13 protein-coding genes and 1 tRNA gene are annotated in these 14,889 nt (G+C 69.0%); 10 read left to right on the top strand and 4 right to left on the bottom strand.

All coding sequences use genetic code 11. The features are described 5' to 3' along the window. Nucleotides 1-18: 18 nt before the first annotated feature. Both metH and rpmE read right to left on the bottom strand, forming a co-directional pair. Entirely contained in the window at nucleotides 19-3,627 is a 3,609-nt protein-coding gene (metH, locus tag SFY69_04315; GenBank protein MDX2131257.1) for a methionine synthase, read from the bottom strand. Nucleotides 3,628-4,062: 435 nt separating this feature from the next. After that, nucleotides 4,063-4,287, bottom strand: a complete 225-nt coding sequence (gene rpmE, locus SFY69_04310; GenBank protein MDX2131256.1) for a 50S ribosomal protein L31 — start codon at nucleotides 4,285-4,287, stop codon at nucleotides 4,063-4,065. A 145-nt stretch (nucleotides 4,288-4,432) separates the two neighbouring features. On the opposite strand from rpmE, the gene SFY69_04305 reads away from it, so the two are divergent. Then, nucleotides 4,433-4,504: transfer RNA gene (locus tag SFY69_04305), tRNA-Asn, on the top strand. A gap of 703 nt (nucleotides 4,505-5,207) precedes the next feature. On the opposite strand, the gene SFY69_04300 is transcribed toward SFY69_04305, so the two are convergent. Beyond that, entirely contained in the window at nucleotides 5,208-7,853 is a 2,646-nt protein-coding gene (locus tag SFY69_04300; protein ID MDX2131255.1) for a serine/threonine-protein kinase, read from the bottom strand. A 6-nt stretch (nucleotides 7,854-7,859) separates the two neighbouring features. Then, on the bottom strand, nucleotides 7,860-8,438 hold the full coding sequence (locus SFY69_04295; GenBank protein MDX2131254.1) for an ECF-type sigma factor: 579 nt from the start codon (nucleotides 8,436-8,438) through the stop codon (nucleotides 7,860-7,862). A gap of 218 nt (nucleotides 8,439-8,656) precedes the next feature. Here SFY69_04295 and SFY69_04290 point away from each other — a divergent pair, with 218 nt between their 5' ends. The 9 genes from SFY69_04290 to SFY69_04250 form a co-directional block, all read left to right on the top strand. Next, nucleotides 8,657-9,427 carry an isochorismatase family protein gene (locus SFY69_04290; protein MDX2131253.1) on the top strand — a complete coding sequence of 257 codons (771 nt, stop codon included), beginning with the start codon at nucleotides 8,657-8,659 and terminating at the stop codon, nucleotides 9,425-9,427. A 161-nt stretch (nucleotides 9,428-9,588) separates the two neighbouring features. Beyond that, a complete protein-coding gene (locus SFY69_04285) occupies nucleotides 9,589-10,029 on the top strand; it encodes a MarR family transcriptional regulator (protein MDX2131252.1) in 441 nt (146 codons plus the stop codon). A 199-nt stretch (nucleotides 10,030-10,228) separates the two neighbouring features. Beyond that, entirely contained in the window at nucleotides 10,229-10,936 is a 708-nt protein-coding gene (locus SFY69_04280; protein MDX2131251.1) for an isochorismatase family protein, read from the top strand. 18 nt (nucleotides 10,937-10,954) lie between these two features. Next, on the top strand, nucleotides 10,955-11,635 hold the full coding sequence (locus SFY69_04275; GenBank protein MDX2131250.1) for an NAD(P)H-binding protein: 681 nt from the start codon (nucleotides 10,955-10,957) through the stop codon (nucleotides 11,633-11,635). After that, nucleotides 11,632-12,225 carry an isochorismatase family protein gene (locus SFY69_04270; protein MDX2131249.1) on the top strand — a complete coding sequence of 198 codons (594 nt, stop codon included), beginning with the start codon at nucleotides 11,632-11,634 and terminating at the stop codon, nucleotides 12,223-12,225. Before SFY69_04275 ends, SFY69_04270 begins: the two co-directional genes overlap by 4 nt. A gap of 57 nt (nucleotides 12,226-12,282) precedes the next feature. Continuing rightward, nucleotides 12,283-12,921, top strand: coding sequence for an isochorismatase family protein (locus SFY69_04265; protein ID MDX2131248.1), 639 nt, complete (start codon nucleotides 12,283-12,285; stop codon nucleotides 12,919-12,921). A 35-nt stretch (nucleotides 12,922-12,956) separates the two neighbouring features. Then, on the top strand, nucleotides 12,957-13,418 hold the full coding sequence (locus tag SFY69_04260) for a hypothetical protein (protein ID MDX2131247.1): 462 nt from the start codon (nucleotides 12,957-12,959) through the stop codon (nucleotides 13,416-13,418). 179 nt (nucleotides 13,419-13,597) lie between these two features. Continuing rightward, nucleotides 13,598-13,813 (top strand): 4-oxalocrotonate tautomerase family protein, encoded by a 216-nt coding sequence (locus SFY69_04255; protein MDX2131246.1) that lies wholly within the window; start codon nucleotides 13,598-13,600, stop codon nucleotides 13,811-13,813. Continuing rightward, nucleotides 13,810-14,889, top strand: a 1,080-nt coding sequence (locus SFY69_04250; GenBank protein MDX2131245.1) for an amidohydrolase family protein, incomplete at its 3' end; no start/stop codon positions are given. The genes SFY69_04255 and SFY69_04250, both read left to right, overlap by 4 nt.

Genomic DNA, 14,889 nt, shown 5'->3' with positions numbered 1-14,889 from the left:
CCGGCGCGACCCGCGTCCCTAGACGTTGAAGTACTTCGCCTCGGGGTGGTGCACGATGATCGCGCTGGTGCTCTGCTCCGGATCGATCTGCCAGTTCTCGGTGAGCGTGCAGCCGATGCGGGCGGGGTCGAGCAATCGGAACAGCCGGTCCTGGTCGCTCATGTCCGGGCACGCCGGGTAGCCGAAGGAATAGCGCGAGCCGCGGTAGTGCTGCGTGAACAGGTCCTTGATCTTCGGGCTGTCCTCGTTCGCGATGCCCAGTTCCTGGCGCATGCGCTTGTGCCAGAACTCGGCCAGCGCCTCGGCCGTCTCGACGCCCAGCCCGTGCAGGTACAGATAGTTCGCGTAGTCGTTCGCGCGGAAGAGCTTCTGCGCCTCCTCACTTGCCCGCGGCCCGACCGTCACGCAGTGCATGCCGATGACGTCGAACTCGCCCGCGCCGGCGGGCCTGAAGTAGTCGCTGATGCACAGGCGCTTCTTGTCGCCCTGGCGGGGAAAGTTGAACCGCTCGATCTCGCGGGGCGTGGCGCGTGTCTCGCGCGACCCGGCCGCGAACGACGCCGGGTCGTAGATGACGAGATCGTCGCCCTCGCTGGCGCACGGGAAGTACCCATAGACCACGGCGGGCGAGAGGATCTGCTCGTCCGCGCAGCGGGCCTTGAGCTTCTCGAAGATGGGCGTGATCTGGTCTTCGAGCAGCGCGTCGTACGCCGCGTCGTCGAGCGCACCCTTCTTCACCTGCCACTGCCCGCGGACGAGCGCCACCGGGTTGATGAACGGGTACACATCGCGCACGTCGATGCCCGTCACGACGCGCGAGCCCCAGAAGGGCGGCGTCGGCACCGGCACGTCCGTCCGCACCGCCGAGCGCGCCGGCGCGAGCGCGACGCCGCCGCCCGAAGACGCCGGGGTGTCCCGGTTCGCGGCGGCGAGCTTCTCGATCCGCGTGCGGTTGATCGCTTCCTCCGCCGCCGACCGCTTGCTCTGGCGCGCCTCGATCTCGCGCCGGAGTTCGTCGGCCCGCCCGCCCACGATGCAGTCCATGGTGCGCAGGCCCTCGAACGCGTCCTTTCCGTAGAAGACCTCGCCCGGATAGCACGTGCGCAGGTGCCCCTCGCAGTAGTGCCTCGTGAGGGCCGCCCCGCCCAGCAGCACCGGCGCCTTGACGCCCTGGGCTGTCAGCTCGCGCAGGTTCTCTTCCATCACGTTCACGCTCTTGACCAGCAGCCCGGACATGCCGATCGCGTCGGCGTTGTGCTCGCGCCATGCCTTTACGATGTCGGCGATCGGCTGCTTGATGCCCAGGTTCACAACGGTGTACCCGTTGTTCGAGAGAATGATGTCTACCAGGTTCTTGCCGATGTCGTGCACGTCGCCCTTGACCGTCGCGAGCACGATCGTGCCCTTGGTCTGCCCCTGCGCCTTCTCCATCAGCGGCTCGAGGTGCGCCACGGCCATCTTCATGACCTCCGCGCTCTGGAGCACGAACGGCAACTGCATCTGCCCGCTGCCGAACAGCTCGCCAACGGTCTTCATGCCGTCGAGCAGGTGGTCGTTGATGATCGCCAGGGGCGGGTAGGTCGCCAGCGCCTCCTCGAGCGTCCGCCCGAGCCCTTCCTTCTCGCCGTCGATGATGTGCGCCCGCAGGCGCTCCTCGACCGTGCGGTGCACCGCGGCCTTCTTCGCGGCGCCGGCGGAATCCGCGTCGACGAACATCGCGATGAACGCCTGCAGCGGGTCGTGCCCCTCGCGCCGGCGGTCGTAGATGATGTCCAGCGCCGCGTTCCACTGGTCGTCGGCGATGCGGTTTCGCGGCAGGATCTTGCTGAAGTGCACGATGGCGCTCGTCAGCCCGGCTTCCCGCAGCTCGTGCAGGAAGACGCTGTTGAGCACGACGCGGGCCGCGGGCTTGAGCCCGAAGGAGCAGTTCGAAAGCCCGACCGTCGTCTGGCTGGTGGGGAAGGCCGCCATGATGCGCCGGACGCCCTCGACGGTCTCGAGCCCGCTGCGCCGGTCGCTCTCCATGCCCGTGGAGATCGGGAGCACGAGCGGGTCGAAGAGGATGTCCTCGGGGCTCATGCCGTGCACGTCGACCGCGCGGCGCAGCCCGCGCGCCGCGATCGCCAGCTTGCGATCCGCCGTGCGGGCCATCGAGGCTTCCTTGTCCTCGTCGATGGAGCCGATGACCAGGGACGCCCCGTAGGTCTTCGCGAGCGCGCAGATCGCGTCGAACTTGTGCTCGCCGTCCTCGAAGTTCGCGCTGTTGATGATGCACTTGCCCGCGGCTCGCTTGAGGCCGGCCTCCAGCGTCGCGAGCTGCGTGCTGTCGAGCATCAGGGGGATGTTCACCTGACGCACCACGCGCGAGACGATCTCGCCCATGTCGCGCGCGTTGTCGCGCCCGGCGTAGTCGACGTTGAGGTCGAGCACGTGCGCCCCGTCGTGACGCACCTGCTCGCGCGCCAGGCTCACGATGCCGTCCCAGTCCTCGGCCTCCAGCAGCTTCTTGAACGCGCGGCTCCCGCTCGCGTTCATCCGCTCGCCCACGATCAGGAACGAGTTGTCCTGGCGGTAGTCCTGCGTCGAGTACAGGCTCGTCACGCCCGCCTTGGGCGCACTCACCACGCGCGGGGCGGCCCGGCGCGCCCGATCCAGCAGCCCGTGCGATTCCAGGCCCTTCGCCAGCGCCCCGATGTGCGCGGGCGTCGTGCCGCAGCACCCGCCCACGAGCCCGACGCCGTCACGCTCCACGAACTTCAGCATCGCCTCGACGAACGCGGGGGGCGTCAGCGGGAACTCGGTGCGCCCGTCGACCAGCACCGGCAGCCCCGCGTTGGGCATCACGCTGATGTGGCGCGGGCCCGCGCCGTCGGGCGTCGTGCCCATCGCCGCCCAGTGCGCGCCCAGGAACCCCACGTGCTCGCTCATCTCCGTCGGGCCCGTCGCGCAGTTCAGCCCCAGCGACGCGATGGGGTACCCCGCCAACGCGCTCGCGGCCGCCGCGATCTCCGTTCCCAGCAGCATCGCGCCCGTCGTCTCGATCGTCACGCTCACCAGGATCGGCACGTCGGCCGGCGTCCGCCCGGCCTCGCGCAGCGCGCTCAGCACGGCGTTGATCGCGCACTTCACCTGCAGCAGGTCCTGGCACGTCTCGATCAGGAATCCGTCAGCGCCGCCCTCCAGCAGCCCCAGCGCCTGCTCGCGATAGCTCGCCAGCATGGTGTCCCACGTCGTGTTGCCCAGCGTCAGCAACTTCGTGCCCGGGCCCATCGAGCCCAGCACGAAGCGCGGCCTCTCTCGCGTCGCGAACCGGTCGCACGCGCTCCGCGCCACCTCCGCCGCCATGCGGCTCAGGCTGCGCGCCTCGGCCTCCAGCCCGAACTCGGACAGCACCAGCGTGTTCGCGCCGAAGCTGTCGGTCTCCACGCAGTCGGCGCCGGCCTCCAGGAACGACTCGTGAATCTCGCGGATCACGTCCGGACGCGTCTTGACGAGAATGTCCGTGCAGTTCTCGCAGCCGCAGTAGTCGTGCTCCACCGTCAGGTTGCGCGCGAAGATCGACGTGCCCATCGCGCCGTCGCACACCAAGACCCGCCGGCGCAGATGATCCAGGAACAGACTGCCCATCGGACTCCTTCCGGGCGGCGTCTCGGCCGCCCGCACCCCGCACCGAGTCCAGTTCATCGGCCCATCCTGACGCCGGCGACATCCGACCGATCCGCCCACCGGGCCGGGACCTGCCGAACCAGACCGGGCGAACGCTAGGCGGCGCGCCGCGATCATTCCATCCGTTCATTTGGATGAACGGGAATAGCGTTCTCGGACGACCATCGGCGGCCTGAAACCGTTCACGCGGGCGGTTCGCTGCTGACGTCCCAGAACGACCGCCAGCCGTCCGGGCCGATCCGCACACGCCGCGCAGAGAGTGGCGTTTCGCCCCTCGGAAACGGAGATACGGCCGAAACTGACCGGAAAACCTTTCGCGACAGCGCGTTGCGCGACACGCCGCGTACAGGGCTGCCGCAAAAAGCCGCCCGCGAGCGTCACGCCGCGGCGTGGGACTTACTTCTTCTTGCCCTTGAAGTAGTCGCCCGAGAACTTGCGCTGGAACTTCTCGACGCGGCCTGCGGAGTCGACGAAGGCCTGCTTGCCCGTGAAGAACGGGTGCGAGCCGGACCACACCTCGACGTGCAGTTCGGGCACGGTGGCGCCGGTCGTCATCACGACCTGGCCGTTGTGGTAGACCTTGCAGTTGTGGAAATACCGCGGATGCGTGTCGGCCTTCATGGGTGAACCTCGCTGGGCGGAGAGTGTAGGCCGGCACCCGCCCGCGGCAAAGCGCCCTCCGACTGGCCCGACGCCCCCCCTTGACCGATGGAGGAGGGCTGCTAGCCTTGAGACCCCGGACGCGACCCGCGCCCGGGCTGTTCGTTCCTCGTTAGCTCAATGGTAGAGCGAGCGGCTGTTAACCGCTAGGTTCTAGGTTCGAGTCCTAGACGAGGAGTTCCTCCCCCGGCGCCCCGCGGCGTCGGGGTTTTTGTTGCCGCGACGCGCAAGCCGCGGACGGCGGCACAACGCGGCCCGTGGCACCGAAAACGCGGTCGCCGCACTCACGCCGCCCGCGCCAGAGCGCTGGTGACCCCCGCCGCCGAGCCGTCCCGATTGCCCGGCGACGCCGTCCCGATCGCCCGAGCACCGAGATCGGCCTTGCGATTTCGGTGCTTCCGGGTGAAGTGGCCCGCCTTGGACCGGCGATCGTAGACTGGAGCACCGAGATCGCCGCAAAGCCGTCGATCTCGGTGGCACGGTGTACCGCACTTCGATGCCACCTGCAGTCCTAGTTAACAGAGCATATCGGTGACGATAATATGATTTATGACCGAAAAGAAGAAGACTCCCGGCTCGCTGCCTTCCTGAATGAGATGACCGGGTTGGAAACGCGTTTATACTATTGACGATGTGTATCCGGCAATCGACGAGTCTTTGACATCCTGAGACTCACACCGCATCGACGACGCCGTCGCCCGCCGCATCGTCCCGGCCGACACGGAGGAGCCCTCCCGCCTCTACTTCCACCTGACCGATCCCCGCGGGAGCACCGTCGCCGTGGTGGACGACACCGGGCGTCTGGTGGAGCGGGTGCGGTATGATGCCTACGGCCGCGCGTCGCACCGCTGGGCGGGCGACGTAAACGGCGGCGGGCGTTGTCACTGGGGAGTGCCGGCAGGGCTGGTGCCCGGTTCTGGACGCCCGCCCGCCTTGGCGGGTCCTGCTGGTCCATTTTGCCGGTTCGGGGGCGGCGGCGTCTGGAGGCCCGCCTGGATCTCGCGCCAACGCCGGACGTTCGCGTCGTCCTGCACACGCTGATACGAAGACACGATCGCACCGGCGATGCGCGTGGCGAACGGCGCGGCGGTGGGTTCGACCTGAGTACATTCGAACGCGCGTTCGAGATAGGCGAGCGATTCGGTGGGCGCTCCGGCGGCGGAGAGGATCGTCCCGATCTGCAGCAGCACGGTCACGACGCCCCGCCCGCAGCGCGTGCTGGTGGTCTCGAGTTCCGCCAGCGCGGCGTTCGCCTCGGCGAGGGCGCGTTCCCGCTGGCCCGTGTACATCAGCGCCCCGGCGACGTACATCCTGGTCTGCGCGATCTGCTGCGGGGGAATCCCGATGCGGCGCTGGTGCTCGACGGACGCGAGCATCGGGGCGATGACGTCGGGCCCGTCGCCCCGGCGCGCCCGGGCGTAGTGCAGCAGCACCGCGCCGGACACGGCGTCCGGATGGTCATCGCCCGACGCGTCGACGCTCGCCGCGTAGTTCCGCTGAAAGATCTCGACGGCCTGGTCGAGCTGGTCGTTCTCCATGTACGAGATGCCGAGTTGCCAGCCCATGTTGTGCGTGTTCGGATCGCGCGGCGCGAGACGCGCTCGGATCTCGTACCCCTCGCGTGCGTAGGGGAGCCCCTGCGCGGCCGCCCCCTTCCGTCCGTACGCGACGCCGAGGTTCGAGAGCGCCGATGCGCGGAGGAGCTCGTCGCTCTTCGCGACGTCGCTCTCGAGCAAGAGGAGCAGCATCTCGATGGCCCGGTCGTAGTTGCCGCCGGCGGAGTAGGTCTGCGCCAGCGCGCCGGTCGCCTGGAAGATGAGTTGGGGCGAGTCCGAGTCGCGGGCGAACTCGGTCGCGCGGACGAATCGCTGCTCCGCGTCCTGCGTGCGGCTCATGCGGCTGGCGACGTACCCGAGTCGGATCATGATGCTCGTGCGCAGCGACCGGGCCCGGGGCAGCGTCTCGCCGGCGAGCGACTCGATCTGCGGCAGGAGCAGCGACTCGACGGTCGCGTAGTCTCCGGTCAGGTACAGCGGCTCGGCGAGCGCGCTGGCGACCTCCGCCCGCACGATGCTGTTCGACGGGGGCTGGGCCAGAAAGTCGGCCGCCGAGGCCTTGAGGATCTGCTCGAAGGTCGCGTTGGGCCCGAGTCGCGCGGGGTGGGCGCGCATGAGCAGTTCGCGCAGGTACGCCGCGACCTCTTCGGCGCGGGCGAGGGCCTGGTCGGCGCGCGCCGCGTCTTCCTGCGATCGGGCCAACGCCGTCTCGGCGGCGCGGCGGTCGATGACGGCACGCCGGAGGCCGATCCCCGCGGCGAGCAGCCCGCCGACCAGCGCCCCCACGACGATGATGCCGGAGGCGACGGGCAGCTTGTGGCGCTGCACGAACTTCTGGGTGCGGTACCACGTGGAGGGCGGGCGGGCGAGGATCGTCCGCCCGGAAAGGAACCGCTCGATGTCCTCGGCGAGGTCGCTGGGAGACGGGTACCGCTGGGCGGGGTCGGGGTGGGAGGCTTTCAGCACGAGGCAATCGAGTTCGGCCGGAATGCCGTCACGGACTCCCCGGGGCGTGGGCGCGGGCGGGCTGAACCGGCTGGGCGGAACGCGCGGGTGCGCGGAGATGAGCGCGCGGACGTCGCCCACGGACATGCCGTCGAGCATGTCGGTGGGGACGGGGAGCGCGCCGGTAAGCAGTTCGTACAGGACGACGCCGAGCGAGTACACGTCGGAGCGGACGTCGGCGTCGGGCTTGAGCTGGTCGGTCTGCTCCGGGCTCATGTACCCGATGGTGCCGAGCAACTGCCCGGCGAGCGTCTGTCCGGAGCGTGTGGCGTTGGTCGCCAGGAGCTTCGCGAGGCCGAAGTCGATGACCTTGGCGACGGGCTGGGCGTCCTCGTCGGTGACGAGGATGTTGGAGGGCTTGAGGTCGCGGTGGAGAATGCCCCGGTTGTGGGCGTGCTGCACGCCCCGGCAGGCCTGCACGAACAGCTCCAGGCGCTGGCGGAGCGAGAGGTTGTGGAGGGACGCGTACTCGGTGATGGGCGGCCCTTCGACAAGCTCCATCGCGATGTACGAGCGCCCGTGGGCATCGGTGCCCGCGTCGAGCATCCGCGCGACGTTGCGGTGCTCCATCTTGGCGATCGCGACGCGCTCGTCCTCGAACCGGGCGAGGAGCTGCTGGGTGCTGAACTCGGCCCGCAGGACCTTGACCGCGGCTCGGCGACGAACCGGGACGACCTGGTGGGCGCGGTACACGGTGCCCATGCCGCCCTGCGCGATCAGCCCGTCGACGACGAACGGGCCGATCTGCCTGGGCAGCAGACCGCCGGAGGCAAACCCCTCGGGCGGCGCCACGAGCGGGGCGAGCGCGTCGTCCGAGCCCAGGTCGACGCTCATCAGCCGGGTGACATCACGCGCCAGGTCCGGGTCATCGGACAGGCGCTCCTTGATCCACGCCCGGCGCTGGGCGGGGTTGAGCCCTTCGAGGATCAGCAGAGATTCTTTGAGACGTTCCTGCCGCAGATCCATAGGGTGCTACCTGCCCGGGTCCCGGTTCGCCTGCAGTTCCTGCGCGAACCACCGGCGCGCAAAGGCCCAATCTCGTTCGACCGTGCGCTCCGTGACGCCCAGCGAGATCGCGATCTCGGCGAAGTCCAGTCCTAGATAGAAACGCATCGTGACGACTTTCGCCGACCTGGCGTCGATCGCTTCCAGGCGTGTCAGGGCCTTGTCGATGCCGAGCACCTCGTCCGGGCTCCGTTCGATGGCGATGTCGGCCTCCTCGAGCGGGGTCCGACCCTGCTGCCCTCCCCGCTTGATCGCGGCGGCCCGGCGGGCCCGGTCGACCAGGATGCTGCGCATCGCCATCGCCGCGGCGCCGATGAAGTGCGACTTTCCGGCCCATGACCGCGACGGGTCCTTCCCCAGCTTCAAGTAGACCTCGTTCAGCAGTTCGGTCGGCTGGAGCGAAGCGCCCGGCCCGAGGGTGCGCAGTCGCTGCTCGGCGAGCGAGCGCAACTCCTCGTAGACCAAGGAGATCAGTTGATCGATGCGTGCCGGGTGGTCCGGCCGGGTCGGATCCTCGTGAGATGTCGGGCCGATATCAGGACTCACCGGGGCCCATGGTATCAGCCGACGGTGCCGCCGGAGCCCCTCCCCGCGAGCTGGCGGTTCGGCCGGCGAACGACTTTCGTGCCGCGGGTGTCGGTCGAAACGCCCGTCCTGCGTCTTGACGGTGGACGCACTGTGATCGCCGGTCGGACGCGTGTCCGGACGGGTCTGGTGGTCCGAGTCGGGGAACGGCGTTTCGCCGACCCATAGGAAGCTGCCTCATGCACGCTCTTCGCCACCGGGCCCTTTCCATCGGTCTCGCGCTCGTCGCAGGCGCCGGCGCCGCCGCGGTCTTTGCCGGCGCCGCCACGCCGAGCCACGCCCAGCCGGCGGGCACCGCCCGCGCCAAAGTTACGTGGGCGTCGGGCGGCGCGCGCGAGCGCTGGACGCCCGACAACTGCGTCTTTGCCTTCGTCGATCACCAGACCGGCCTCATGAACCTGGTCAACGACACGCCCGCGGGCGAGTACAAGAACATCGTCGTGGGGATGGCCAAGCTCGCGAAGATCCACAACATCCCCTCGGTCATCACGACGAGCGCCGAGACCGGCCCGAACGGCCCGAAGCTGCCCGAGATCCTCGCCCAGCTCCCCAACGCCCCGTACATCAAGCGCAACGGGCAGATCAACGCGTGGGAGGACCCCGCGTTCGTGGACGCGATCCGCAAGACAGGCCGGACGAAGATCGTCATGTCCGGCATCACCACCGACGTCTGCGTGACCTTCGCGGCGCTCTCCGCGCTCGACGCCGGGTTCGAGGTCTACGTCGTCACCGACGCCTCCGGCTCGATGAGCGAGCAGACGCAGCTCGCCTCGCTCATGCGCATGCAGGAGGCCGGGGCCGTCATGGGAACGTGGTTCGCGCTCTCGTGCGAGATGCTCTACGACTGGCGCAACCCCAAGGGTCAGGAGACGGCGCAGCTCTTCGTCGAGCACTTCCCCGCCTACGCCGAGATCTTCCACAGCCACCAGGCCCACTCCAAGAGCAAGTGACCAACCCGCGCCGCCCGGGCCAACGCCCCCGCGGCGTGTTCGCACCCTCCCTGCCGCACCCCCCATGCACCCACCCCGCACAATCTGCGCCGCGATCCCGCCGCACGCCGCTGGGGCGCTCGTCCCCGGGCATCATTCCGGGCACGGAATAGCATGCCCGCATGCCCTACGACCTGACGGTCAGCATCGGCTATCACGTCCACCGGGCCGCCAGCGGGATGCGACGCGAGCTCGATGCGCGCCTGGCGGCGCACGGGGTGACCTCGGCGCAGTGGGGCGCGCTCGTCTCGATCGGCCGGCACGGGTGCGCCACCGCGGCCGACCTGGCGCGGTGGATGAACCTCGATCGCGCGGGCGTCTCCCGGGTGCTCACGCAGCTCGAACGGGTCCGCCTCATCGAACGACGCCCCTCCGCGGACGACCGCCGCACCAGACGACTGCGCTTGTCGCCCAAGGGGGCGGCACTCCTGCCCACGCTCGAGGCGGTCACCGCCTCGGTCTCCGAGGATTTCCTCGCCACCTTCTCGCCCGCCGAACGGTCCCGACTGCTGCGGCTGCTCTCGCGCGTGCCGAGCAACGTCCCGGTCGCGCGGGCGGACTGATGCCCGCCGCTCGATCAACTCGTTGTGATGTCACCAAACCGATTTTGTTGATGAATCATCGATCCGCCTGAATCCGCCCACCGACCCGCCCGAATCGCACGGGTCTCGTGGGTCGGCCACGTTCCTCACAGCAATCGCCGGGAGACATCCGTCTCCCGCCGTGGCCCCGCGCAGACGCCACGACAAGGACGCACTCGCCATGTTCCCCCACGCCCGCAACCCCTTCGCCGAACGCCTCACCCCGCAGAACGCCGCCGTGCTCCTCATCGATCATCAGGTCGGCCTCTTCAGCTTCCTTCCGTCGGTCAACGCACTCACCCTCAAGAACAGCATCCTGGGCCTCGCCAAGACCGCCAAGGCGTTGGGCCTGCCCACCATCCTCACGACGAGCTGGCCCCACGGCCCGAACGGGCCGACCATGCCCGAACTCGTCGAGCTCTTCCCCGAGAACAAGATCATCGACCGCAACACGGTCAACTTCTGGGATCACCAGCCCTCCGTCGACGCCGTCCAGAAGCTCGGGCGCAAGAAGCTCATCATCGCGGCGCTCGACACCACCACCTGCCTCGCGATGGCCGCCGTCTACGGCGTTCAGGCCGGCTACGACGTCTACGCGGTCGTGGACGCCTCGAGCACCTTCGATTCCCTGAACGAGCAGGCCGCCATGCTCCGCATGGCGTCTGCCGGCGTCGTCGTCACCACCTGGGTCCCCGTCCTCGCGGAGCTCTGCAAGGACACGACCATCAACGGCAAGCACATCGCGGGCCTGTTGACCGAGCACACGGGCACCTACTACGCCGCGATGAACAACTACCTGGCCACGGGCAAGACCGCCGACGCCGTGCGCCCCCACATCGCCGAGACCGTTCCCGCCGCCTCGCGCAAGGTCGAGTACCGGTACGCCTGATCCTCGCGGAACTGCGTCATGAAGATCGCCATCCTCGGGGCTGCGGGCAAGATCGGCGGCCTTACGGTCGCCGAGGGCGTCGCACAAGGGCACCACGTGCGCGCCCTTGCCCGTAACCCCGACCGAATCCCCGACGTGCGCGGGCCCGGCTCGCTCACCAGGCTCCCCGGCGACGTGCTCAACGCGGCCTCTCTGGAGCAGGCGCTCGCCGGCGCGGACGCCGTCGTCTGCACCTTCGGCGCTCCGCTCAACTGGTCCACCATCACCCGCATGCCCACGGTCTGCGCCGTCGGCACGCGTTCGGTGCTTCAGGCCATGGCGCGCACCGGGGTCGCCAGGCTTGTCTGCATGACGGCCATCGGCGTGGGCGACAGCCGGGGCCGGGGCCGCCGCATCTTCCGCTCGTTCATCCGGCCCGTCCTGCTCGGGCGCATCTTTGCAGACCGCCAGATTCAGGAAGACCTCGTCCGGTCCAGCGCGACGCGCTGGTCCATCGTGCGCCCGGCGGAACTCACCGACGCCCCGGCGGGCCCGTGGCGCACCGTCGACGCGTCGGACCGTTCGGGGCCCGAGCCCGCGCACGTGCCGCGCGCCACCGTTGCGAAGTTCCTCATCCGCGAAGCCGTCGAGGCCGGATTCCTCGGCCGCGCCCCCATTCTGACCGCCGCGCCTCAACCGAACCACAGGAGCGACCCGTGACACACGCCGCCTTCTCGCCCGCCGACACCGCGCTGCTGCTCATCGATCACCAGGTCGGCACGATGCAGCTCATCAAGAACATCCCCCTCGACGTCGTGAAGCGCAACACGCTCGCGCTCGCGAAGGCGGCCAAGATCCTGAACATGCCGGTCGTGCTCACCAGTTCACAGGAAGAGCGTCTGCAGGGCCCGCTGATCCCGGAACTCAAGCAGATCGTGCCCGAGGCGTTCGACCGCCGCATCCGGCGGGCCGGCATCGTGAACGCCTGGACCGACGTGCACTTCCGCAACGCCGCCGTCGCCACCGGTCGGCGGAACCTGATCATGGCGGGCGTCACGACCGACGTGTGCCTGGTCTTCCCGACCATCAGCGCCGTGCAGGAGGGCTACCGCGTGCAGGCCGTGCTCGACGCGTCGGGCTCGCCCTTCATGCAGTCCGAGGACTTCTCGCAGCGTCGCATGGAGAACGCGGGCGTCGTTCTCACCGCGACGAACACGATGATCGCCGAACTGGCCCAAGACTGGTCCACCCCTGCCGGAAGCCAGCTCATCCAGCTCCTTTTCACTGACGTCCTGCCACGTATCGGCTGAGTTGCCCCGCCACCCCCTCCGCCGTGTTCGCTTCCAAGCGCCCCAGGAGCCCGATCCATGCCGACGCCCAACCCGTTCCACGCCCGCCTCACCCCCGACAACTGCGCCATGCTCCTCATCGACCACCAGACCGGCACCATGCTGGGCGTTCAGGACATCCGCCTCGACCAGTTCCGCTCCAACGTCCTCGCCCTCGCAAAGACCGCCAAGGTCCACAACCTCCCCGTCGTCCTCACCGCCAGCTACGCCGAAGGGCCCAACGGCCCGCTCATGCCCGAACTCCTCGAGATGTTCCCCAACGCCCCGGTCATCTACCGCCCGGGCCCCATCAGCTCCTGGGACGACCCCAACTTCGTCGCCGCCGTCAAAGCCACTGGCCGCAAGAAGCTCATCATGTCCGGCGTCACCACGGACGTCTGCCTCATGTTCCCCGTCCTCCAAGCCCTCGCCGACGGCTACGACGTCCACGCCGTCTACGACGCCTCCGGCTGCTGGGATCAGATGAGCGAACTCATCGCCTGTCAGCGCATGACCCAGGCAGGCGCCGTCGTCTGCAACTGGGCCGCCATCTGCGCCGACCTCCAGTCCGACTGGCGCCGCCCATCCGCTCAGGGCACCCTCGACATCTTCGCCCAACACCTTCCCTTCTACGGCATGCTCGCCAACAACCAGCAAGCCTCCCGCGCCGCACGCTGACCACCCCCCAACTCCACCCCACTCGCACCCCCACCATGAACACACCCACCCCGCAACGCCTCCACACCCTCCATCGCGCCGCCGTCTTCTCCCTCACCGCCCTCCTCCTCGCCATGCTCTGGGGCTTCGCCGGCGTCGCCAAACTCACCTCCGGCGGCGTCCCCACCTGGTTCGCCGACCAGTTCAACAAGACCTTCCTCGCCACCTTCCCGGGCCTCCCCGCCAGCTTCTACTCCATCGCCATCCTCGAATCACTCGCCGCTCTCCTCGCCCTCCTCTCCCTCCTCCGCGGCGAGTTCATCCGCGCCGTCACGCCCCTCTTCCTCCGCCTCTCTCTCCTCGTCTCCCTCGCTCTCTTCGTCCAACTCAGCCTGGGCAAGCAACTCCTCTCCGACTTCGACGGCATCCACGACCTCTACATGTACTTCGCCGGCACCCTCGTCATTCTCTTCCTCGTCCGCCATCTCGACAACACGCCCCCACCCCCCGCCCGCTGACTCCGCCGCCACCTCCCACACCCACACCCGCGGCCACTCCCGCAGCGAGCACCCGCATGAGCCCCCCCACCCCATCCTCCCCAACCCGCGCCCCGCGCTCCCTCCCGGGTGCCCGCTTCCTCGCAACGCACGGGCCCGCCGCCGCGACCTCCGGACACTCGAGCCTTAGGGAGCACCCCGTGCCGTACGTCAACATCAAGATCACTCGTGACGGCGTGACCGCGGCGCAGAAGGCCGAGATCGTGCGCGACGTGACGGGCACGCTGCAGCGGGTGCTGGGCAAGCGTCCCGAGCACGTCCACATCGTGATCGACGAAGTCGATCCGGAGAACTGGGGGTTCGCCGGAATGCTGACCACCGAGTACCGAGCCCAGATGAAGGATGCACCACAATGAACCCCGTAACCCGTCGTGACTTCCTCCGTTCGACCATCGCCGTGGCCGCCGCAGGCTCGCTCGGCGCGTGCATGACGAAAGGGGCTGCCCGTTCCGGCGCGCCGGCGGGTGCGCCCGACCTGATCGTGCACAACGCGAAGGTCACGACGCTCGATCGTGCCCGCCCCGCGGCCGAGGCGATCGCGGTCAGCGCGGGGCGCGTGTCCGCGGTGGGCTCCAATGTCGACGTGCTGCGATTGCGCGACGAGGGCACGCGCGTCATCAACGCCCGGGGCCGCCGCCTCATCCCGGGCCTCAACGACACGCACACCCACACCGTCCGGGGCGGGCTGAACTACGCCCTCGAACTCCGCTGGGACGGCGTCACCAGCCTCAGGCACGGCCTGCAGATGCTCCGCGAGCAGGTCCGTCGCACCCCGCCCGGCCAGTGGGTCCGCGTCGTCGGCGGCTGGTCGTACGCCCAGTTCGAGGAGAAGCGCCTCCCCACGCTCGACGAGCTCAACGCGATCGCGCCCGACACCCCCGTCTTCGTGCTCTACGTCTACACATCCGCCCTGCTTAACAAAGCATGCCTCAAGTACCTCGGCATCGACAAGAACTTCCCCGGCAACAAGTACCCCGGCGGCACCATCGTCCGCGACGCCGCCGGCGAGCCCACCGGCCTCCTCCTCGCCGACCCGTCCGCGCTCATCCTCTACTCAACGCTCAACGACGGCCCCAAGCTCGACATGGAGCAGCAGATGCTCTCCAGCCGTCACTTCATGAAGGAGCTCAACCGCCTGGGCATCACCAGCTCGCTCGACTGTGGCGGCGGCTTCCAGAACTGGCCCGACGACTACCTCGTCATCAAGGAACTCCACAAACGCAACCAGCTCACCATGCGCATCGGCGTCTCCACCTTCATCCAGCGCCCCGGCAAGGAACTCGAGGACTTCCGCTCCTGGACCGAGCGCTACACCCCACGCGTCAACGGCCAGGGCGAAGGCGACGACATGTTCTACCTCCTCGGCGGCGGCGAGATGCTCGTCCGCTCCGCCTACGACTTCGAGGTCTTCAACATGCCGCGCGTCGTCCCG

This window comes from Planctomycetota bacterium (assembly GCA_033763975.1).
Lineage (GTDB): Bacteria > Planctomycetota > Phycisphaerae > Phycisphaerales > UBA1924 > RI-211.
This window is presented reverse-complemented; position numbering and strand designations above follow the sequence as displayed.

Excerpts from the sequence above, each read along its gene's own strand:
- metH (MDX2131257.1), bottom strand. The coding sequence starts at position 3,627 with ATGGGCAGTCTGTTCCTGGATCATCTGCGCCGGCGGGTCTTGGTGTGC.
- rpmE (MDX2131256.1), bottom strand. The coding sequence starts at position 4,287 with ATGAAGGCCGACACGCATCCGCGGTATTTCCACAACTGCAAGGTCTAC.
- SFY69_04300 (MDX2131255.1), bottom strand. The coding sequence starts at position 7,853 with ATGGATCTGCGGCAGGAACGTCTCAAAGAATCTCTGCTGATCCTCGAA.
- SFY69_04290 (MDX2131253.1), top strand. The coding sequence starts at position 8,657 with ATGCACGCTCTTCGCCACCGGGCCCTTTCCATCGGTCTCGCGCTCGTC.
- SFY69_04285 (MDX2131252.1), top strand. The coding sequence starts at position 9,589 with ATGCCCTACGACCTGACGGTCAGCATCGGCTATCACGTCCACCGGGCC.
- SFY69_04280 (MDX2131251.1), top strand. The coding sequence starts at position 10,229 with ATGTTCCCCCACGCCCGCAACCCCTTCGCCGAACGCCTCACCCCGCAG.
- SFY69_04275 (MDX2131250.1), top strand. The coding sequence starts at position 10,955 with ATGAAGATCGCCATCCTCGGGGCTGCGGGCAAGATCGGCGGCCTTACG.
- SFY69_04265 (MDX2131248.1), top strand. The coding sequence starts at position 12,283 with ATGCCGACGCCCAACCCGTTCCACGCCCGCCTCACCCCCGACAACTGC.
- SFY69_04260 (MDX2131247.1), top strand. The coding sequence starts at position 12,957 with ATGAACACACCCACCCCGCAACGCCTCCACACCCTCCATCGCGCCGCC.